The 19,672-nt window shown below is 48.2% G+C and carries 18 protein-coding genes; 12 read left to right on the plus strand and 6 right to left on the minus strand.

What is annotated here, in order from left to right; translation table 11 throughout:
• Nucleotides 1–120 precede the first annotated feature (120 nt).
• On the minus strand, nucleotides 121–687 hold the full coding sequence (locus JOC27_RS09605; RefSeq protein WP_205007078.1) for a cysteine hydrolase family protein: 567 nt from the start codon (nucleotides 685–687) through the stop codon (nucleotides 121–123).
• 193 nt (nucleotides 688–880) lie between these two features.
• Here JOC27_RS09605 and JOC27_RS09610 point away from each other — a divergent pair, with 193 nt between their 5' ends.
• Nucleotides 881–1,348: an Hsp20/alpha crystallin family protein gene (locus JOC27_RS09610; protein ID WP_205007079.1), complete on the plus strand. Its 468-nt coding sequence runs from the start codon at nucleotides 881–883 to the stop codon at nucleotides 1,346–1,348.
• Between the two features lie 223 nt (nucleotides 1,349–1,571).
• Here JOC27_RS09610 and JOC27_RS09615 read toward each other — a convergent pair whose 3' ends face one another.
• Entirely contained in the window at nucleotides 1,572–2,741 is a 1,170-nt protein-coding gene (locus tag JOC27_RS09615; protein ID WP_205007080.1) for an aminotransferase class I/II-fold pyridoxal phosphate-dependent enzyme, read from the minus strand.
• A 37-nt stretch (nucleotides 2,742–2,778) separates the two neighbouring features.
• The gene (locus JOC27_RS09620; RefSeq protein ID WP_205007081.1) at nucleotides 2,779–3,924 is read right to left on the minus strand and encodes a branched-chain amino acid aminotransferase; all 1,146 of its coding nucleotides are present in this window, start codon (nucleotides 3,922–3,924) and stop codon (nucleotides 2,779–2,781) included.
• A 567-nt stretch (nucleotides 3,925–4,491) separates the two neighbouring features.
• On the opposite strand from JOC27_RS09620, the gene JOC27_RS09625 reads away from it, so the two are divergent.
• The 10 genes from JOC27_RS09625 to JOC27_RS09670 all read left to right on the plus strand — a co-directional run bounded on the left by JOC27_RS09625 (nucleotide 4,492) and on the right by JOC27_RS09670 (nucleotide 14,906).
• The gene (locus JOC27_RS09625; RefSeq protein WP_205007082.1) at nucleotides 4,492–5,700 is read left to right on the plus strand and encodes an MFS transporter; all 1,209 of its coding nucleotides are present in this window, start codon (nucleotides 4,492–4,494) and stop codon (nucleotides 5,698–5,700) included.
• 233 nt (nucleotides 5,701–5,933) lie between these two features.
• Entirely contained in the window at nucleotides 5,934–7,628 is a 1,695-nt protein-coding gene (locus JOC27_RS09630) for an adenine deaminase C-terminal domain-containing protein (protein ID WP_205007083.1), read from the plus strand.
• Between the two features lie 104 nt (nucleotides 7,629–7,732).
• A complete protein-coding gene (gene menB / locus JOC27_RS09635; RefSeq protein WP_205007084.1) occupies nucleotides 7,733–8,554 on the plus strand; it encodes a 1,4-dihydroxy-2-naphthoyl-CoA synthase in 822 nt (273 codons plus the stop codon).
• 20 nt (nucleotides 8,555–8,574) lie between these two features.
• The gene (locus JOC27_RS09640) at nucleotides 8,575–10,062 is read left to right on the plus strand and encodes an o-succinylbenzoate--CoA ligase (RefSeq protein ID WP_205007085.1); all 1,488 of its coding nucleotides are present in this window, start codon (nucleotides 8,575–8,577) and stop codon (nucleotides 10,060–10,062) included.
• Nucleotides 10,063–10,348: 286 nt separating this feature from the next.
• Nucleotides 10,349–10,750: a hypothetical protein gene (locus tag JOC27_RS09645; RefSeq protein WP_205007086.1), complete on the plus strand. Its 402-nt coding sequence runs from the start codon at nucleotides 10,349–10,351 to the stop codon at nucleotides 10,748–10,750.
• Nucleotides 10,751–10,907: 157 nt separating this feature from the next.
• Nucleotides 10,908–11,306 carry a GntR family transcriptional regulator gene (locus tag JOC27_RS09650; RefSeq protein ID WP_205007087.1) on the plus strand — a complete coding sequence of 133 codons (399 nt, stop codon included), beginning with the start codon at nucleotides 10,908–10,910 and terminating at the stop codon, nucleotides 11,304–11,306.
• Nucleotides 11,303–12,013: an ABC transporter ATP-binding protein gene (locus JOC27_RS09655; RefSeq protein ID WP_205007088.1), complete on the plus strand. Its 711-nt coding sequence runs from the start codon at nucleotides 11,303–11,305 to the stop codon at nucleotides 12,011–12,013. The genes JOC27_RS09650 and JOC27_RS09655 overlap by 4 nt, the downstream gene beginning before the upstream one ends.
• Entirely contained in the window at nucleotides 12,010–12,753 is a 744-nt protein-coding gene (locus tag JOC27_RS09660) for a hypothetical protein (protein ID WP_205007089.1), read from the plus strand. The genes JOC27_RS09655 and JOC27_RS09660 overlap by 4 nt, the downstream gene beginning before the upstream one ends.
• A 64-nt stretch (nucleotides 12,754–12,817) precedes the next feature.
• Nucleotides 12,818–13,744, plus strand: a complete 927-nt coding sequence (locus tag JOC27_RS09665; RefSeq protein ID WP_205007090.1) for an ABC transporter ATP-binding protein — start codon at nucleotides 12,818–12,820, stop codon at nucleotides 13,742–13,744.
• Between the two features lie 19 nt (nucleotides 13,745–13,763).
• On the plus strand, nucleotides 13,764–14,906 hold the full coding sequence (locus JOC27_RS09670) for an ABC transporter permease (protein ID WP_239530237.1): 1,143 nt from the start codon (nucleotides 13,764–13,766) through the stop codon (nucleotides 14,904–14,906).
• Nucleotides 14,907–14,966: 60 nt separating this feature from the next.
• On the opposite strand, the gene JOC27_RS09675 is transcribed toward JOC27_RS09670, so the two are convergent.
• From JOC27_RS09675 to JOC27_RS09685, 3 genes are all read right to left on the minus strand, one after another.
• The gene (locus tag JOC27_RS09675) at nucleotides 14,967–15,662 is read right to left on the minus strand and encodes a uracil-DNA glycosylase (protein WP_205007092.1); all 696 of its coding nucleotides are present in this window, start codon (nucleotides 15,660–15,662) and stop codon (nucleotides 14,967–14,969) included.
• Nucleotides 15,663–15,743: 81 nt separating this feature from the next.
• The gene (locus JOC27_RS09680; protein ID WP_205007093.1) at nucleotides 15,744–15,887 is read right to left on the minus strand and encodes a hypothetical protein; all 144 of its coding nucleotides are present in this window, start codon (nucleotides 15,885–15,887) and stop codon (nucleotides 15,744–15,746) included.
• Between the two features lie 5 nt (nucleotides 15,888–15,892).
• Nucleotides 15,893–16,993, minus strand: coding sequence for a Rap family tetratricopeptide repeat protein (locus JOC27_RS09685; RefSeq protein WP_205007094.1), 1,101 nt, complete (start codon nucleotides 16,991–16,993; stop codon nucleotides 15,893–15,895).
• Between the two features lie 314 nt (nucleotides 16,994–17,307).
• Here JOC27_RS09685 and JOC27_RS09690 point away from each other — a divergent pair, with 314 nt between their 5' ends.
• Entirely contained in the window at nucleotides 17,308–19,320 is a 2,013-nt protein-coding gene (locus tag JOC27_RS09690) for a penicillin-binding transpeptidase domain-containing protein (RefSeq protein WP_205007095.1), read from the plus strand.
• Nucleotides 19,321–19,672: the final 352 nt, after the last annotated feature.

Consider the following 19,672-nt stretch of genomic DNA (forward strand, 5'->3'; position numbering starts at 1 on the left):
GTCCTTTTTTAACAATTGCGCTTCGGCTGCTCGCTTGCCGCGCGCCTTCGCTACTTTTTTTTGTGCAAAATCTTCTACGTTCTTATCCGATCCATATTCACCTCACCGCTGATCGCTTCTTCAAAGGTTGTTCCCATCTAATTCCGACTGCTCACGTGTATCCGCCTGGAGTACATTTTCCATCATCCGGAGCGCATAATGATTATCTTCCGGGACATTTGACGCGCAGCAGTCACGCGGAACAATGAGGCGGTAGTCACGCATATAGGCATCATTTGCGGTAAACAGCACGCAAATATTTCCGGCAACACCGCAAAGAATCAGCGTCCGAACCTCAAGGCTCGTCAGGAGTGCCTGGAGCGGCGTCGCAAAGAAACCGGAATGTTTCGGTTTGACAATAAAATAATCGCTGGGCTGCGGTAGCAGTGCTTGGACACATGAAGCAGCCGGTCCGCGCAGCGCACAATGAATAATATCATCTTTATCTGACCGCCATTTGCCTGCGTTATCATTGACATAAACGATCGGCAGCCCTGAAGCGCGCATTTGCGCGCTGAGTGATCGAATTGGCTCAATGATCGGCTGCATTTGCCTTAAAAGCAGCGGACCTTCGCCAAAATCAAGTGTGTTCATCATGTCGATAATGAGCAAGGCGCAATTATTTCGCGAAGCCCCGTTTAATTCCATTCGCCCTTCCCCCGATAGTGTTTTCCTTAGCTTCTCCTGGATAGCGGCGGCCTAACATTACTTTTTGATTTGCGCGATTGCGTTGCACGCTGCCTTTTCCCGTATTTTTCACGTGGCGCCATTAATTTGCCCGAACGGAACTCATTTTTTTTCATATGTTGGAGTAGATTGGTTAAAAGAAGGAGGAATGACTATGGATCAGCAGGATCCAAGGCAGCAAAAGAAGCCTGCTCCCCGAAATCTGATGAATGATCTTGACGCTTTTTTTCAGCAGAACCCTTTTCAGGATGTGCTGAAATCCATTGACGCGTTCTTTGAAAACCACGGAGCGTTTCCGAAAACCTTTCCAGTTCGATCATTTGAAACGAAGCAAAACTGGATTGTTGAAGCGGAATTACCCGGAATTCCGCGCGAATCGATTCATATTGAATTACTCGACAGCAGAATCCGTATCATCGTCGAGAATGACCTGGAGTTGGAAGCGACGCACAAGGAAAATGGAACGCATTCGCGAGAGCGGCGCTTCGATCATACAGAGCGAATTGTGAGCATTCCGTACACAATAGATCGTTCGCGCACCCGCGCTTCTTTTGCCAATGGCATTCTAAGAATCCAAGGACCAAGATTTCCGAAAACGAGCAATACCTTGACCATTGAGTGAAAGAAAAAACTTGGCTAAGCCTAGTCTTTCGCAGTAAATACGCTGCGGCTGAATGCGGGTTTGCGTATCTCGCTTCTCTTCATCACACTTCAGCCACTCACTTACCGTGGGCGTCTCACACATTGCCTTTTGCTCAGAAAAACAACATTAAATTTAAACATCGCTTAAAAGAAAACAGGCAAGAGTCTATGTACTCTTGCCTGTTTTTGTTTATTAATCCGTATTAATTTTGACGAGCAGCAAGCGAATCGACATAGCGTGCCAATCGATCCAACCCTTCTTTCAGTTCCTCCATCGAATAGGCGTAGGTGAGCCGCAGATACCCTTCGCCATATTCGGAAAACGCGGTGCCAGGGACAAGAGCGACGCGCTCTTTATCAAGCAGATCAAGCGCAAACGCCTCGGATGTCTGACCAAATTTGGCAATCGACGGGAAAACATAGAACGCGCCGTCCGGGCGCACAGTATCTAATCCCATCTCGTTCAACCGACCGATCACATAATCCAGTCGTCGTTCATATTCTTGCCGCATCGGCACTGCATCGTCTTTCCCGTTGATCAGCGCTTCAATCGCTGCATCCTGCGTAATACTGGAGATACAGGCTGTGCTGTATTGATGGATTTTCACCAACTCGCTGATCAACGGCGCGTCTGAGAGAATATAGCCGAAACGCCAACCGGTCATGGCATGCGACTTGGACAAGCCATTAATGACCAGCGTTTTCTCACGCATACCTGGAAATGTCGCAATCGACACGTGTTTGACGCCATAAGTCAGTTCGCTGTAAATCTCATCGGATATAACGAAGATGTCTTTGTCCTTTAAGAACTCAGCGATGCGCCGCAATTCCTCTTCACGCATCACCGCTCCGGTCGGGTTGGCTGGAGAAGGAATGACAATCGCTTTTGTCCGATCAGTGAGTTTGTCCTTGATCTGTTCCACAGTCATTTTAAATTGGCTATCACGCGTGTCGCAGTAAACCGACACCCCGCCAGCGAGCTGAATCGGCGCCGGATAACCCGGGTACACCGGCCCAGGTATGATCACTTCATCACCCGCTTCGAGCAGTGTACGGAACGAGAGGTCAAGCGCTTCGCTGGCACCAATTGTGGTCAGCACTTCGGTTGCCGGATCGTAATGCAGCTTATATTTCTCCGCGGCATACGCAGCAATCGCCTGGCGAACTTCCAGTGTGCCGGGTGTTGATGTGTAAGCTGTATGGTTGTGATCAATCGCTGTCTTTGCCGCTTCTTTCACATGCTCTGGTGTCTGAAAATCCGGTTGGCCGATCGTCAGCGAGATAGCATCTGGATATTCTTTAACCCGCTCAGAAAAACGACGGATGCCGCTGATTGAAATGGCCCGCACTGAGCTGTTGACTTTTTCACGCATTCTGTTCATCCCTTCAGTGTCTGCTGACTTTCTCCTATTATTCCGTAACAGCCGCCTCAGAGACAACATCAGGGGTTCCAGCCGGCTCAGCTGCTGCATCAGAAGTCGAAGCGGCGACAACCTCCTGAGTCCAACCCATATCATCCTTTATCGTACCGTTTTGAATACCCGTCAGTGTCTCATATAATTTCTTGGACAGTTTACCTGTTTCTCCGTTGGCGACTTTAACGACCCGATCTTCCCATTTCAGGAAGCCGACGGGAGAAATCACAGCTGCTGTTCCCGTACCAAAAACTTCTTCCAGTTTCTGTTTTTCTGCCTTTTTGAAAAGCTTCTTCACTGAAATTTTCTTTTCCTTGACGGGTACGCCCCACTTTTTGAGCAATTCAAGCACTGAATCGCGTGTTATGCCTGGAAGAATACTGCCGTCCAGTTCAGGAGTCCATACTTCTCCGTCAACTTTAAAGAAGATGTTCATACTGCCAACTTCTTCAATATATTTATGCTCCACGCCATCGAGCCAAAGGACTTGATCAAAACCTAGTTCTTCAGCTTTTGTTTGAGCCCGCAAGCTGGCCGCATAATTACCGCTCGTTTTGGCAAAGCCAACACCGCCTTTAACCGCGCGGACGAATTCATCTTCTACATAGATTTTTACTGGTTTCGTGTTCCGCCCGAAGTAAGAGCCGACCGGGGAGCAAATGACAAGCAGTTTATAACTTCCCGATGGATGCACACCGAGAAACGGTTCCGTACCGATAATAAACGGGCGGATATATAGCGACTGTCCTGGCTCAGTCGGTACCCAGTCCTTTTCAATAGCCACCAGTTTCTTGATAGCTTTAATGACAAATTTTCCATCAATTTTCGGGATATTCAAACGCGCGCAGGACTGGTTCATCCTTTTCATATTCTTTTCCGGACGAAACAGTAGAATGCGACCGTCCTTTGCCCGATAGGCTTTCAATCCTTCAAATACTTCTTGCCCATAATGAAAGATCATCGCCGCTGGATCAAGCGCAACAGGCGCATAGGGGGCAATCCGCGGATCATGCCAGCCTTTTTCAAGTGAATAGTCCATTTCAAACATATAATCTGTAAAGTACTTTCCAAAGCCCAGTTGCACCGATTCCGGTTTTGCCTTCAGCTGATCTTTTTCAGTAAAAGTAATTGACTGATCCATAGGGGCCTCCCGAAATATTTTTTTCTTTTGATAAATTAATTATATCAATACTATTAGCAGTTCGCTATACTTCATTAGCGTGCGTTCTTGCGGCAATTTATTGAAAGTGCGGCAAAACTCTTTCATCTTAGCGTCAATCCTGTTACAATTTTATCGGATAACGCGCGTCGGTATTTGTTTGCGCGTCTTTTTTATTTTTATATCTACCCATAATTTTTTCGTGCGATCGGGCCTTTCTTTCCGTAGGTGCCCGATCGCTGACGTGTTTGCATGCGAAATTTTTCAAACTGGAAACCGCTAAGCTTTCGCGTAAACGGAGTTCTCTTGTGAGAAAAATCAGCCTCGTCCTTTTTTACAAAAATACGCTGCGGTCGCACGCTGGCAAGCTTCTCCCGCAGGCGTCTCGCGCCTTGAGAAAGACTTGACTTGGCCAAATCTTTTGTGCCTCAACGTGCTTTGGCTGTTCGCTCTTTTTGCTTAGCTTCCTTCGAATTTTATGTATTCTTGGCGTATAAAGCTATACGGTTCTTTATTAATCGCTTGTTTTTTGATGAAAGGAGTCCCTTCATGCGTTTGTTTACTCTTGCTTCTTGCGCCCTCTATTTTCTGACCGGCCTGACATCCATTTCTATTGGATCGGTTCTGCCCGAGTTGCTCGGCCATTACCAACTCTCCTATACAGTCGGTGGACAAATGATATTTATCGGCGCAATGGGCTTCATGACTGGTGTGCTTATCACATCCTGGCTAAATCGCCGTTTTCCGCCGCGGCCTATCCTGTCTCTGTCAGCGTTGGTGATTGCTGTTGCCCAATTTTCGATTCTATTCCTGCCGCCTTTCCCGATTTTTGTCGCCCTGTTTTTTCTGAACAGCATCGGTTCTGCCGCGATTGGCATTGTCGTTGCAACAATGTTCATTGAAGTTTTTATTGGCAGGCAGGCTGTTGCGATGAGCTATCTTGAAGTTGCCTTCGGACTCGGTGCTTTTCTGATGCCGCTGCTCGCTAGCTTCTTTATCGCGCTCGGTATCTGGCGCTATCTATTCCTGATCACCGCGCTGATCGCCGCTTTTCTCGCATATATCTGGACACGTGTTCCTTATTCGCGTCAGAGCGAAGCAGGGAAAGAACCACTTGACGCATCAGGTTCTTCGAAACCAGTCGTGCTCTCGGCACGGAAAAAGGCGATTATTCTTGGTCTGTTCGCTGTGATTATCTTCCTGTATGGCGGACTCGAAGGCAGTCTAAACAATTTCATGTCGTCTATTTTCATCCATTATCTGAATCAAGCTGCATGGTTCGCTTCGCTCAGTGTTGGCGTTTTCTGGGGCTCTATGGTTATTGGACGCGCGCTAACCGGTTGGATTATTCGCAAAATCACATACAGCAATTATCTACTAATCAATATTTCCGGAGCGATTGTGTCGCTTGTTCTCTTCATTCTTCTGAAAAACGCGTGGCTTGGTTTCGGATTTGTCGCCATTCTCGGTTTGATGATGTCCGGTATCTATTCTATTACTCTTGTTTTTGCCAATTATTCGATTCCAAACAGTGCAAGTATGGTCACACCGATCATCTCCGGGTTGTCCGGGCTGGGCTCAGCCTTCTTCCCGGCCATTACTGGACTTGCGATTGACCAATTCGGCATTCACGCCACGCTCTGGTATATTGTCGGCATCGCCATCGGCTACTTGCTTTTCCTTTTGATTATCGATCGCATGCGCGGCGGGCATATGCCACGTCTGCGATTTCGGCTTGCCCATTTCCGCGCGCAATAATGAGCTGCTTTAACAATTTGGGAAACAGATTTCTCGGTTCAGAAGTGGTGCAACGCATCCCTTTAGCAGGAGAATCTGTTTTTTTGATCGAGCGGAATAGGCAAAGGTTCGAGCGGGCCATAGTTACTCAACTGGGTGCATGTAAATTTTCCCATGCAAAAAATGAAACCGTTTGGCTCCTTTTGTATAATGAAGGAAAACAGAACAAACTCTTGTATAAGAAGTGATTGAATATGATCGACGTACCGAACGAAAAGGAGCACCGGCAGTTAATCGACACCGTGCGTGGACTTCAAACGCCAACTGTGCTTATTCCCGATGTTCGCCTACTGAACACCTATTCCGGTCGGCTGAGCCGGGCAAACATCTGGATTTCCGGCAAATACATCGCTTACGTCGGTCCGGATCAACCGGCTACGGCTGATAAACTATGCAAATTGGACCCGGGCCAAATCGTCGTTCCTGCCTACATCGAACCACATAGCCACCCTTTTCAGCTCTATAATCCCTATTCGCTCGGCACATACCTGACGCGCGCGGGCACGATGATCTCAGTTAACGACAACGGACCGCTCGCCCAGTACCTGTCTCCTGAAACGCAATCTGCTATGGCGCGTGCTCTTGACCAGACAGGCACTCATGACTGGCTGTGGTGGAGCTATTTCGAAGAGGGAATGCCGCGAGATAACAAGGCTTTCGCAGCCTGGCTGGAAAACGACGCCGTTGTTCAAGGCGGCGAACTGAGTCATTGGCTGCCTTTTAAAAAGGGATCCGACGATTTGACTGAAAAATTATATCTTGTTCGCCATAGACTCGCGCGAATGGAAGGCCATCTTCCCGGAGCCTCAGCAAATACGCTTAATCTGTTCGCGGCAGCAGGTATCAGCGCCGACCATGAGTCGATGACCGCAGACGATGTCATCCACCGGCTGGAGCTTGGTTACTATACGGCACTGCGTTACTCTTCCATTCGCCGTGATCTGCCGGATATTCTGTCCGCGCTTGCGAATAACCACTCGCTCGACTGGTCGAAGCTGATGCTGACGAACGACGGGGCCACATTGCCCTTTTTACAAGAGGCGACTCACGCGCGTATGATCCAGCTAGCGATCCGTTGCGGCGTACCGGTTGCGGTCGCCTACCGAATGGCCACAGTCAATCCTGCAGTCTATTATCATCTCGATCATCTGGCCGGCGTGATTGCCCCCGGACGACTCGCTCATCTGAATGTTCTTGCTGCGCTTGAAGAGCCGCAACCCGTCCGCACGATGTTTGCCGGCAAGTGGACGGACGAGCGGCAGGCATCTGGCAATCTTGCGGATTTGCTTCATCGCGTTTTCGCTAACGCGCATCCCGTCCATCTGCCGAGTCAATTACCACCAACAGACAGCGCAACGATCGGCCTTTCGTTGCTTAATGATGTGATCACACGTCCCTATACTTTTGAAAAAGGTGCCGCGCTCGCCGCGAATGAGCACTTTCTGTTTGCTTTCAATCCGAACACATGCAGCTATTTGACCACACGGATCCGAGGATTTGCCACGGGTGTTTCTGCTCTTGCTAGCACGTATAGCGCCTCTGGAATGATTCTGTTCATCGGTAAGGATAAAAAACAACTGCACGCACTTTTTCAACAAGTAAAGGATGGCTTTCATGGCATTGCATCGCGTTTTTCAGATGGCAGCCACTGCGAAGTTCAACTCGATATCATGGGTGTTATGAGCAGCCAACCTGTTGAGACACTGTCTCGTGACTGTGCGCAGTGGCTAGAGGCGATGAAGTGCAATGGCTACCGATTCGGTGATCCATTTTTCACCCTGCTTTTTTTAACAGCCGTGCATTTACCGTATGTCCGACTGACGGCAGCCGGACTAGAAGAAATCCGTTCGGGACAATTGCTTGCGTCTGCTCTTCCTTACTGCGAGTAAAACCTTGAGCAGGATCTTAATCGCTGAAGACAGCCGGCCAAATATGCTACAATAAAAATGCAATTTTCGACAAAATCGTGAATCTTGAAAGGGAGCGTCACAACATGTCATCTATCGAATGGACAAAAGTCCGTGATTATGAAGATATCTTTTTCGAAACGTACGAAGGCATAGCCAAAATTACCATTAATCGTCCTCAAGTGCGCAACGCGTTTACACCAAATACGGTTATGGAAATGATCGATGCGTTCGCCCGAGCGCGCGATGACAGCTCAATTGGCGTGATCATTCTAACAGGTGCTGGCACCAAAGCGTTCTGTTCTGGCGGTGATCAGAAAGTGCGCGGGAACGGCGGCTATGTCGGCAAGGATAATATTCCGCGTCTCAATGTGCTCGATCTTCAGCACCTGATCCGCATTATTCCGAAGCCGGTCATTGCGATGGTTGCCGGTTACGCGATTGGCGGCGGCAACGTGTTGCAGATCGTCTGCGATTTGACAATCGCGGCGGACAACGCCATCTTCGGACAAACCGGACCGAAAGTCGGCAGCTTTGACGCTGGCTACGGCGCTGGTTACCTGGCGAGAATCGTCGGCCATAAAAAAGCTCGTGAAATCTGGTACCTCTGCCGTCAGTATAATGCGCAGCAAGCTCTTGATATGGGCCTTGTCAACACCGTTGTGCCACTCGATCAGCTTGAAGCGGAAACGGTCAAATGGGCAAAAGAAATGCTTTCCAAAAGCGCGACTGCGCTACGCTTCCTGAAAGCTTCATTCAACGCTGATTCCGACGGACTTGCCGGTCTTGCGCAGCTCGGCGGCGACGCGACACTGCTCTATTACACCACGGATGAGGCTAAGGAAGGGCGCGACGCATTCAAGGAAAAACGCGATCCGGATTTCAGCAAGTTCCCGAAATTTCCGTGATCCCGATGCAAGAAACCAGGATGCCGCTCTGGCTGCATCAACGCGCCCTGCTGACACCGGAGCGGATCGCTTATGAAACAGAAAACAGCCGACTTACTTTCCACGAACTCGATCAGTCGGCACGGCAACTCGCCTGTATTCTCAGCAGCAAAGGTATCGCCGAAGGCAGCCATATCGCGGTCTTGCAGGAAAACACATTGAATTTTGTACGGACACAGCATGCACTGATGTACCTGCACGCGATCTGTGTCCCACTTAATTTACGCCTTGCTAAGCGTGAGTTGTCGTTTCAATTGGCCGACTGCGCCGCAGGTTTTTTGATTGCCGATTTGGCAACTTATGAAAAAGCACAACAGGCGAACACCAACTGCCAATTGCTGACAATTGAACAATTGCTTGAAGAAGCGACAGACACGCTGCCACAGCCAGTGCTACAACGTGAAATCAGTCTCAACGATCCATGCACGATTATCTATACATCGGGCACGACGGGTCGGCCAAAAGGGGTTGTCCTCACTTACGGCAGCCATTGGTGGAATGCCAATGCTTCATTGATTAATCTCGGGCTAAGGGAGACGGACGAGTGGCTGTGCTGCGTCCCGCTTTTTCATGTCAGCGGTCTGTCTCTCTTAATAAAAAATGTGATTTACGGCATGCCGGTCTTCTTATGTCGCCATTTTCATGCGGCTGACGTCCATCAACAGATACTTGCAGGCAAAGTCAGCCACATTTCGTTAGTCGCGTCCATGCTGCAACGTGTCTTGGATGATGCAGGCGCGGCGCGTTTTCCAGATACGTTTCGCTGCGTCCTGCTTGGCGGCGGCCCTGTCCCGCCAGTCCTGCTTAAGCGTTGCCTGGAGCGGCGAATTCCCGTTTATCAGACCTATGGGATGACTGAAACCGCTTCGCAATGCGTGACCTTGCCACCTGAATATATGCAGGCGAAAGCCGGGTCCGCCGGGAAAGCGTTGTTCCCGCTCCAGATTCAGATCGATTCAGGCACCCGTCCCGCTGAGGCAGGGGAACCTGGTGAAATTCTTGTCAAAGGGCCAACCGTTTTCAGTCATTATCTCAACCGGGAAGACGCGACCCGTGATGCATTCACTGATGGCTGGTTCCGAACTGGCGATATCGGTTATCTTGACGCGGATGGCTTCCTTTTTGTACTGGATCGACGCAAGGACTTGATCATTTCTGGCGGCGAAAATATTTATCCCGCTGAAGTAGAGGCTGTACTGCGGCTTGATACGAATGTGACTGGTGCCGGTGTCATTGGCATTCCCGATAGTGCTTGGGGCCAGAAACCGATTGCGTTCGTCACTGTCCATCGTTCCGATGCCTTTGACGCTGACGATTTGATCGCCCTTTGCCGCAGCCATTTGGCGCATTATAAAGTGCCGAAGCAAGTAATCTTATGTGACGAATTGCCGGAAAATGCCGCACACAAGCTGCTCCGGCGCAAGCTTTATGAGCGCTGGTTGCAGGAGAATCCTTCGAACCCACTCTAAGAAACAGCAGACGGAATCCTATCTGCTGTTTCTTTTTTGCTTGTCTCCAAACCTCAATCTTTTATCCGAACCATTTCATTTACATAAGTTTAGCTTAGCCCGGTCCTTTTTTGTACCCCATTGCGCTGCGGCTGCTCGCTTGCCGCGGGCAGGACGGAAGCCTCCTCGGACAACCTGGAATCTGCGGGGTCTCCCTTGTCCTGCTCTTCCCGCAGGCGTCACGCGCCTTCGCTACATTCTTATGCAAAAGCCGTGCTGCAATTTTATGCCGCGGTTTTAAGTCTGAATGTGTTTTCTGAGCGTCGGACTTAGCCTGGCCACTAGTCAACTGCTGTTTGCCGGGGATGCAGCGCGGCGCTACTCTGCTGATAACACAGCCTACTCTGCTGATTCACAGCCCTACTCTGCTGATTCACGACCCTACTCTGCTGATTCACAGCCCTACTCTGTTGATTCACGACCCTACTCTGCTGATTCACGACCCTACTCTACTGATGTTCATTCCTTGTTTGCATCGAATATGCTGCGGCTGCTCGCTTGCCGCGGGCAGGACGGAAGCCTCCTCGGACAACCTGGGAATCTGCGGGGTCTTCCTTGTCCTGCTCTTCCCGCAGGCGTCTCGCGCCTGCGCTGCATTTTTCGTCAAAAGTCATATACACTCTTATGTTTGGAGAAAGACATGGCTTAGCCTAGTCCTTTTTTGTACCCATTGCGCTCCGGCTGCTCAGGGGGTTTTTCGTTTTCTGAAATGTCTAACAAGCGTTATAAAAAATCTATTGTATTTAGTGTACTATATGATATAATACACTTGAATCATTTATAGCACACCTATTGGAGGGCTGCCTTTGAAGGCGTATCAGGTTGACAATTTGACATTTCAGATTGATTTCAGTCAACCTCTCTATGAACAAGTACTGATGCAAATGCGCAGTTTAATTGCTAAAGGAGCGATTGGCTTGGGTGAGAAGATTCCATCGGTCAGAGATATGGCTCATGATTTGAAAATTAACCCAAACACCGTAATGCATGCTTATCAGGAGTTGGAACGTGACGGTCTGATAGAGAAACGACGTGGGCAAGGCACATTCGTGACACAATCAGGCAGCCGCATACAGCAATTTCGCAATCATTTTGCGGCGGACTATACCCAAAACTATCTCGACAAAATGCATGCGCTCGGCTTCAACTTACGTGAAATAAACGACTATATTAAGACACAACAAAGCGGGGGGCTGTCGCAATGAGCGAACCTGTTATTGAGGCGAAGGTCTTAAGCAAGCGCTATGGCCAAAAACAAGCGATCGATCAATTAACGCTTCAGGTAGAAAGGGGGTCTGTAACTGCTCTGCTCGGTGCAAATGGAGCAGGTAAATCAACATTCTTCCGGATGGTGACAGGGCTTGTCTCCCCCGACAGTGGTGAGTTAACCGTTCTTGGCCGCGCACCTGGCTGGCAGACGAATCGTCAGATCGCCTATCTGCCGGATCGCGCGCGCTGGTATAAACAGTACACGACCGAAGGCACGTTGCGCTTTGGCGAACAATTTCTCCCTGGCTTTGATAGCGGCCTGGCAAAAAAAATGGCGGAGCAAATGCATCTGCCTTTCGAAATGCCGGTCCAGGGCATGTCAAAAGGCCAGGAGGCACGCCTGATGCTTATTCTCTGTGTTTGCCGCGACGTTCCTTTGATTATTCTCGACGAACCGTTTTCCGGAATTGACGGAGCCTCGCGCGCCGCGATTATGGATGGTCTGATTGATGCGATCAGTGAACGCCAGCAGACATTGCTGCTGAGCACACATGAGATTACCGAAGCGGAAGGCTTATTTGATAATGTACTTTTTCTCAGCAAGGGGCATCTTCGTTTTTCCGGATCTGCTGAAGCGCTGCGTGCCGAATTCGGTTCAATTGACCGCCTCGCACGCCAGTTAAGTGAGGAGGAACAGCTATGATTTCAGATAATGGGAAAAAATTGTTTTTTCTTCCGCTTATTTGTCATGAATTCAATCGCAAGCGCTGGACACGCGGAACCGGTCACCGTTCCATTTGGCGGCCAACTAATTTAATTTTCTATGGCCTAATCGCAATAATTGTTCTCTTCCTTCTCAACAATAAAACCCATTTCCATGATCTAGGACTCATTTGGAATGTCTGCTGGGGGCTTCCTTGGATCGCTTTCGGTATTTCTATTGGTGCTATCAGGCATGAATTGCGTCAGGATACGGTTGGCTGGTGGCTCGCACTACCGTACGCACGACTAACCTTGATTAGCTCAAAATTCTGGGCGATGATGCTTCGCAGCGTTCAGATTATCAGCGTCATTTTTCTTGCGATTATCGCCTACGTTGCGATGGCGTTACTATTGAGCCAGAGTGGCAGTCTTTCGGCCTTCCTTCACTTTTTGCAACGCGGTATTGAACCCGTTCTGCTTGATCTTCTTGTCCTGCCGCTGATGGTCAGTTCTGGGCTTACGCTTGGCACCATTTTTCTGACACGTTGGCGCCATGCATTGAACAAATTCTGGGTTCTCTGGGGCCTTTTCTGGTTCTTTTTTTCCTCATTTGGCGGATATACATTTTTCTTGACTAATGGGCAGACGTTTTTCTTTCTCATTTCTTGCAGCCTGATTATCGCCCTTTTGCTGCTGATCTTCTCGGCATGGCTGCTGGAGCATAAAGCAGATATTCAATGAAAGTGCATGATTGCTGCGGCGTCAAAAGACAGCTGTTATCTGATGAACAAATGGGGGAATTGTCATGAAAACCATTCTTGATGTCGATGATCTGACTAAGACATTTGGCACAAACACGGTACTTGATCATATCAGCTTTTCCATTTCGCGTGGGTCATGCTACGGCCTTCTTGGCCCGAACGGCGCTGGAAAGTCAACGACGATGAAGCTTTTGACAGGCATTCTTGAGACACCGACCGGCAGCATTAAAATACTCGGCCATGACGTCGCCACAGCGCGGGACATGGTTCAGAAAGTGGTTGGTTATGTGCCGCAAGAGATCACGCTTTATGAAAAATTAAGTGCGGAAGACAATTTAATCTTTTTCGGTGGCCTCTACGGACTTAAAGGAAAACAGCTTAAAGAACGAATCCGCACCGTTCTCACTGATACCGGACTCCTCGACCGGGCGAATGATTTGGTTAAGACATTTTCAGGCGGCATGAAGCGGCGGATCAATATTGCCAGTGCTTTGCTACACGAGCCGCAAATTCTGATTCTGGATGAACCAACAGTCGGTATTGACCCGCAATCACGGAACCACATTTTCGGGATGATTCGGCGTTTACGTGATGCCGGTGTGACGATCATATACTCTACGCACTATATGGAAGAAGTCGAGGCACTTTGTGATGAACTGGCTATTCTTGATCACGGAAAAATGATCGCCCAAGGATCGCTCAGCGATATTCTTGACCGTTTTTCGCAAAAAGCAGTCTATATTGAGAACCAGAATGCGCTGGGTGCAGAAGCTTATCCGGCAATTAAGAAAATCACACCGCACCACCAAGGGTTGATTCTCGAATGTGATCAACCGCTTAGCCTCATGCGTCAACTGTTGGACGATGCGGCTGCAGGGAAAATCGGTCCCCTACATGCCATTGAATTAATGAAACCTTCTCTTGAGGACGTGTTCCTATCGTTAACCGGTACGCGTCTTCGCGATGAATAATAAAAGAGGTGAATCCGTGATGATCGCAATGGTAATTAAAGAACTCAAATTGATGGCACGGGAAAAAGGGAACTTTTTCTTTCTTATTCTAATGCCACTGATCTTCATCGTCGTCTTCGGATCGATTTTCAATCAAGCCAATTCACAGACACTGACGGTTTCCGTTCACGATCTCGATCAAACCGCGGCATCCAAGGCGCTAATTAAGCAAATTGATACGATTAAGGGATTCAAAGTAACACAGGAAAATCACACAAGCGTAGCCAATCAAGTCAAGCAGATTAAAGCGGGTAAACTGTCTTCCCTCGTTGTGATCGACCGAGGTTTCAGCGCAGGTCTTCGAAATGGCAAAGCCAATCTGCATTTTTATTCGGATGCTGCCGAGTCCAGTGAAACGGCGCCAATTCAAGCCGTGCTGAAAAATATTGTCACTGGCTATCAGCAGCAAAAGCTTGCTCATGTGCTCCAAGCACATGGCGAAACCGAGGCGCAGATCAAACAGACCTTGATGGCACCGATTCAAATCCAGTCCGTTACGGAGAACAGTAAACACGTCGACTTCATGTCACAAATTGTCCCGGGCTATACCGTTATGTTTGTCTTTTTCATTATGAATTCGATGGTCCGTCGTTTCTTTCAGGAAAAAGATTCAGGCATGATTGCTCGGCTGCAGAGCACGCCGCTTTCACCGATTAGCTATCTCATCGGCATGTGGGTACCGGCCTTTCTCTCCGTCATTATCCAATGCACGGTCCTCTTGGCTACCGGCTATTTCTTTTATCACTTGCATCTGGGCAATCCGCTAGCCGTGACGCTGATTGTCCTTTGTCTGGCACTTTGCGGCACAGGGCTCGGCCTTTGCCTTGCGCTCGTTGTCCGCAGTGAGAACCAAGGGCTCGGCATCACACAATTACTGACCCTTGGCGGTGCTATTGTCGCCGGACTCTGGTTTCCAAGTGACATACTCCCGTCATTCGCTCAGAAAATTGGTTATTTCACACCTCAGTATTGGGCAATGAGTAGCCTTCAGGACGTGATGATCCGTGGCTATGGCCTGTCCGAAATCTGGTTGAATCTGCTCGTGCTTCTTCTTATTGGTCTTGCAGGACTCGCTGTTGCCCTGATTCGTTTCAAACCGTTTCTACGGGCGGCGGCCCACTGATTCGTTGAATAGAAAAAATGATCTGGCAGATGCCAGATCTCTTTTTTTTTGCTGTCAGACTCAGATTGAAACGCTCGGTTCTTCCAGCGATATGGCCCAATTAATCGGTTCCTCGCCGGCAGATTTGAGAAAGTGATTGGCTCTGGAAAACGGATGGCTGCCGAAAAAACCGTAACGCGCCGAAAAAGGACTTGGATGCGACGATTTAATAATAAAATGATGCGCATTCGTAATTAATTCTTCCTTAGCCTGCGCGTGCCTTCCCCAGAGTATAAAAACAATTGGTTGTTCGCGTGCGTTCAGGTCGCGGATCACTGTATCGGTAAATTGTTCCCAGCCCATCCCTTTATGTGAATTGGCGGCCCCGCGCCGTACGGACAGAACAGTGTTCAGCATCAGCACGCCTTGGCGCGCCCATTCGATCAGGCAGCCATGACGCGGAATCGGACAGCCTAAATCGTCGTTTAGTTCTTTGAAAATATTCTGCAGGGATGGCGGTTGGCGCACACCTGGCCGCACTGAAAAGCTCAGCCCGTGCGCCTGACCCGGTTCGTGATAGGGATCCTGCCCCAGAATTACCACCTTCACCTGGTGATAGGGCGTATAGTTAAGTGCATTAAACAAATCATACATATCCGGATAAATCGTTTGATTGCTGTACTCTTCTTTTAAAAAGGAACGCAGCTTCTGATAATAGTCTTTTTGAAATTCTGGTTCTAGAAGCGATTCCCAGTCATTAGTCAAAATGTGTTTCAAATTACTTGCGCGCCTCCGTATGTTACATCTTGTCTCTCATTCTATCATTTTTATCGAGATTCTTCAGATTCAATGGCCCAATCAACGGGGCGGGTGTATTATCGAAAATCCGGTAATCGGTGCATCCGCAGTCTGTTTTTCCCCGTCAAACGTAGCAGTTACAGCAGCAATACCAAGCACAGTGAGCATAAATCCAATGACAAGTCGCCTTTTCATTTGGTTCAATGTTTTCACTCCTTGAGCATCTTTTTTGAAGCCGTTTGACTCAGTTCAAAATAGTAGATAGACTCTTGGTATTCCCCGCGTTTGGCAAGCGATCGGGCAACGATTAGCGCATACTCTTGCACCCAAGAAAATAAATTTAAATCCATGAGTGTTTGAAAGGCTGCTCTAATGACTTGATGATCCCCTTTTGCTGGAAACAACTCATGAATAATTGATAGCTTGGCAAGATATTCCTTATCCTTCCAGACCTCCGCGGATTGACGTGCTGCGCGATAGTGAAGCTCTGCCTGTTCTTCTTTGCCTTGCATGATCAAAGATTCGACAAAGCTGCAGAGTGCCTTTGGCAAATGATGCGAATTGTGCTTTCGAAAGGCTGCAGCTGTCTGTTCAAAATAATGTTCCGCCTCCTGATAGTGCTTTTGATTCATTGAGGCTATGCCAAGATTAAACCGGGCGATTGCAAGCAGAAATTCATCCTGATAGTGAGATGCTAATTCATAAGCTTCTTCATAAACTTGCAACGCTTCATCGACATGCAATCGAAGTAGAAAATTACTGCCAATCAAGCTTTTGCACAGAAATCTGTAGCGGTAGTAATCCGGATTTTTGCCGAAGACTTCAAGAGCTGCCCGCGAATAACGAATCGAAATTAACGGGTAATTCAACGTATAGTAGACTTCGGCTAAATGATAGTAGCAATGAGCTGCCTCAATTTTGTCATTCAAGCGAACCACTTGGTCTTCAGCGTATTTATAATGGGCGAGCGCTTCTGAAAATTGCTTTTGCTTAAAGGCATACATTCCCTTAAATAGCCAGAAATAATAATCAAGCATTCCAGTCAGATCCGAGTAGTTCTCCCCAACATGCGTAATTGCCGCGCGCATCTCGTCTTCATTCAAAGGTTGTTCCTGATTCAACTGCATGCGAAAATCAAGAAGCGAATAGTAGAGAAGCACATCCTGATTTTTTTCCATATTTTCAAGAAGCTGATTCACTTCTTTTTTTAATCGATGCGATTCTTTCAGATTATAGTTCTGAATTGCAAGGTACCACGCGTTGAGCTTGTCCGCGACATCAACCGATGAATGTTTTGCGCTTCTGGCCAATTGACTTCCCTCACCCTAACTAAATGTGGCGTATTTCTGCAAACGATGATTCTCTTCCCTTAATCGTACTGAAACAACCCAACATTTTCAAATTTAAGCTGCACGATAGCCAATGAATCATCGCCAAATTACGAAATTTTTGTGTCTCTGATAATTCTCGCGCCTTCGCTGCATTTAGCTTTTCTTATACTTAATTTTTCTGAAATCTTAGACATTCTAACGTATAATAAGAGAAGTAAAGTGAATCCGCTCATTTCGCGGAATCGACGGCTCATTTTCCTTCTCGCCGCTAAAATTTTATCTGGAGGTGCACCGTGTCTCAAAAAAAACAATTGATTATCCCTTGCCTGATCTTCATCGCTCTTCTCTTACTCGCTGGATGTGGGGCGCAGCAATCGGCAAGCGATCGCTTTCAAGGCTATACCAAAGCCTGGCAAAAAAAAGATTTCGGCGGGATGTACGCGCTCCTGTCAAAATCCGCAAAAAAAGCAATTAGCAAACACGATTTTGTTGCTCGTTATACGAAAATTTACAGTGGTATCGAGGCAGGTTCCCTCCATACTTCGGTTAAGCCAGACAAGAACAAGAAGACAATCGTCCATTTCAAGGGCGTACTCGAAACAGCAGCAGGGCCCGTCCGATTCTCAGAATCCGTCCCAATGATTCAAGAAAAGCACGGGAAAGAAACCAATTGGTATCTCAAATGGAATCCCTCTCTGATTCTGCCTGGGATGCAAACAGGCGATACCGTTTCTGTTGCGACGCAACCCGCCAACCGTGGTGAAATTTTCGATCGTAATGGCAAGCCGCTCGCGATGAATGGTAACGCGGCCCGCATCGATCTTGTGCCAGGTAAGCTGGGGACCGGAGCGGCGCGGGACAAAACGCTCAAACAGGTTGCGCAGCTACTCGGCACCACAACCGATTCAATCAATCAAGCATTAAATCAAGGATGGGTACAGGCAGACAGCCTCGTTCCGATTAAAGTGATTTCTGCTTCAGACACAAGTTTAATTAAAAAGGTAACCAATTTGCCCGGCGTTTATCGGACAACCATCGCGACTCGCGTTTACCCGGATGGCAAAGCGAGCGGTCACCTCACAGGCTACGTTGGACAAGTCACTGCTGATATTCTGAAGGCCCATCCGAATGCAGGCTACACTGCCAATTCGATGATTGGACGAACCGGTCTGGAACAGATTTATGAAAACAAATTGCGTGCTCGCGACGGTGCCGTCATTCGCATTTTGAATAAGGATGGAAACGAGAAGAAAATTGTTGCCCAAAAAGCACCGAAAAACGGAACGGATATTCACTTAACCATTGATCAAAAAGTTCAGGACACGCTCTATGCGCAAATGAAAAATGATGCAGGAACAGCGGTCGCTCTTAACCCGAAAACCGGTGATGTACTTGGTTTGGTCAGCGCTCCGTCTTATGATCCCAATGCATTCGTACTTGGCCTGTCCGCCGCTGATTATCAGAAATTAAGTGAAAATAAAATGAAACCACTGATGAATCGTTTTACTCAGGCATCCACACCCGGATCTGTTTTCAAGGCACTCACTGCAGCGATCGCACTGGATCAAAAGGCCATTGACCCCAATCAAGCGATCGCGATTAAGGGCAAACGCTGGCAGAAGGATGCGTCTTGGGGCAATTATTATGTCACACGGCTCGACAGCGCATCGAAAGTGAATCTCGCATCCGCCTTGTACCGTTCTGATAATATTTACTTTGCGCAGACTGCGCTGAAAATCGGTGCAGCCGCCTTCGCTAGCGATGCGCGTAAATACGGACTTGGCGAATCCATTCCTTTTCCTTATCCAATGCAGCGGTCGACGCTTTCCAATGATGGCAAACTCGGCAGTGATTTGCTACTCGCGAATTCTGGCTATGGTCAAGGCGAGGTCAGTGTCACACCACTTGAAATGTCGTTGATTTATTCTTCTTTTTCCAATCAGGGCAACATGATTCAACCCCGCCTGCTGCTGACCGATGCAGCACCCAGCTATTGGAAGAAGCAAGCCATGAGCGCGGCAACCGCTCAATTGCTGAATAAAGATTTAACACAGGTCATTTCAAATCCTGCCGGCACCGGACATGACGCTGCTATTACGGGTATACCGCTCGCTGGGAAAACGGGCACCCCAGAATTCAAAAAGAAGCAGGGCAAGTCTGGGCGCGAGAATGGCTGGTTCATCGCCTATAATACAAAGGATCCGAAACTGCTGGTGACCATACTGATAGAAAATACACAGAAACACGGTGGCAGTCATTATGTGACACCGAAAGTAAAAAATGTCTTTGAGAACTTAATAAAATAACGCAGTTGAGCTACACCCGTTTCCTATTTATAGCAATTGCGTTTCTGTATGCGGCAAAAGTCATGTACTTCATCATTCAGAAAAACCTGGCTTCAGCAAGTCCTTTTTTGCAACAATTGCGCTTCGATTGCTCGCTTGCCGCGGATGCCAGAGCACCTGCGCTACATTTTTTGTCAAAAATCAAATACACTTATCTTTTTTAAAAAAACAGCCCTAGCTTTTTTGCCTGAAACAAATAAGCTGGGGCTGTTTCGATGAATCGAGTAGGAGGAAGCCTTCGGCTTCCGACCTCTCACACCACCGTGCGTACGGTTCCGTACACGGCGGTTCCATAATTTACACGCATACGCTC

The organism is Sporolactobacillus spathodeae (assembly GCF_016908935.1).
Taxonomy (GTDB): domain Bacteria; phylum Bacillota; class Bacilli; order Bacillales; family Sporolactobacillaceae; genus Sporolactobacillus; species Sporolactobacillus spathodeae.

Bases quoted from the DNA above. Each gene is read 5' to 3' on its own strand.
- JOC27_RS09605 (WP_205007078.1), bottom strand. From the start codon at position 687: ATGGAATTAAACGGGGCTTCGCGAAATAATTGCGCCTTGCTCATTATC.
- JOC27_RS09610 (WP_205007079.1), top strand. From the start codon at position 881: ATGGATCAGCAGGATCCAAGGCAGCAAAAGAAGCCTGCTCCCCGAAAT.
- JOC27_RS09615 (WP_205007080.1), bottom strand. From the start codon at position 2,741: ATGCGTGAAAAAGTCAACAGCTCAGTGCGGGCCATTTCAATCAGCGGC.
- JOC27_RS09620 (WP_205007081.1), bottom strand. From the start codon at position 3,924: ATGGATCAGTCAATTACTTTTACTGAAAAAGATCAGCTGAAGGCAAAA.
- JOC27_RS09625 (WP_205007082.1), top strand. From the start codon at position 4,492: ATGCGTTTGTTTACTCTTGCTTCTTGCGCCCTCTATTTTCTGACCGGC.
- JOC27_RS09630 (WP_205007083.1), top strand. From the start codon at position 5,934: ATGATCGACGTACCGAACGAAAAGGAGCACCGGCAGTTAATCGACACC.
- menB (WP_205007084.1), top strand. From the start codon at position 7,733: ATGTCATCTATCGAATGGACAAAAGTCCGTGATTATGAAGATATCTTT.
- JOC27_RS09640 (WP_205007085.1), top strand. From the start codon at position 8,575: ATGCCGCTCTGGCTGCATCAACGCGCCCTGCTGACACCGGAGCGGATC.
- JOC27_RS09645 (WP_205007086.1), top strand. From the start codon at position 10,349: ATGTGTTTTCTGAGCGTCGGACTTAGCCTGGCCACTAGTCAACTGCTG.
- JOC27_RS09655 (WP_205007088.1), top strand. From the start codon at position 11,303: ATGAGCGAACCTGTTATTGAGGCGAAGGTCTTAAGCAAGCGCTATGGC.
- JOC27_RS09660 (WP_205007089.1), top strand. From the start codon at position 12,010: ATGATTTCAGATAATGGGAAAAAATTGTTTTTTCTTCCGCTTATTTGT.
- JOC27_RS09665 (WP_205007090.1), top strand. From the start codon at position 12,818: ATGAAAACCATTCTTGATGTCGATGATCTGACTAAGACATTTGGCACA.
- JOC27_RS09670 (WP_239530237.1), top strand. From the start codon at position 13,764: ATGATCGCAATGGTAATTAAAGAACTCAAATTGATGGCACGGGAAAAA.